Source organism: Rossellomorea vietnamensis NBRC 101237, from assembly GCF_001591825.1.
GTDB lineage: Bacteria > Bacillota > Bacilli > Bacillales > Bacillaceae_B > Rossellomorea > Rossellomorea vietnamensis.
The window spans coordinates 1-669 of record NZ_BCVQ01000112.1; the positions used below are offsets into that span (position 1 = coordinate 1).

Here is a 669-nt window from a genome sequence, read left to right on the forward strand (position 1 = left end):
GTCACCCTTGCCCGTCAATTGCCTGACTTTGATTACCTAACATCGATTCCCGGAATTAGTGAAACAACCGTATTGGAGCTACTCTCCGAGACAGGCTCACTCAAACGTTACAAGGATCCACGCCAATTATTTAAACTCGCGGGATTAACACTGGTAACGAATTCTTCTGGTGAATCAAAGGGTAGAAAAAGGATCTCTAAGCGAGGGCGAAGAAGGCTTCGAGCTTTATTGTACAAAGCAGTGTTCCCTTTACTACACTCAAATTCGGCGTTTCGAGCACTTTATGACTACTACAGTAATGATCGCGAGAAACCAGTAACGAAAAAGGAAGCACTTGTGATTTTGTGTCGTAAGTTACTTCAAATTTGTCATGGTCTTAGCCATTATGAAACGACATTTGATTTAGAGCGCATGATGGGAGATATGCCTTTCCTCTCTCATCCCAAAGCAGCCTAACTCTTTGAATTAGAACGTAGTTCTTCTAAAACCCAGACACTGAGAAGCCGGCCCATACACGACTTTCGACGATCTACTGATCAGTCCACGCAGGAGCATACGCCGGCCTCTGCGTTAGGGAGAGACCCAACGAAGGAATGTAGGCACTCGATGCCAGGAGATATGGGAGGGTAAGTCCACCTAATAAGCAGAGATCAAATGTGCCCATCACTG

1 protein-coding gene is annotated in these 669 nt (G+C 45.4%); it reads left to right on the forward strand.

What is annotated here, in order from left to right; genetic code table 11:
• The coding region (locus BVI01S_RS21870; protein ID WP_156477380.1) for a transposase at positions 1-456 on the forward strand (456 nt) is incomplete at its 5' end.
• Positions 457-669 lie beyond the last annotated feature (213 nt).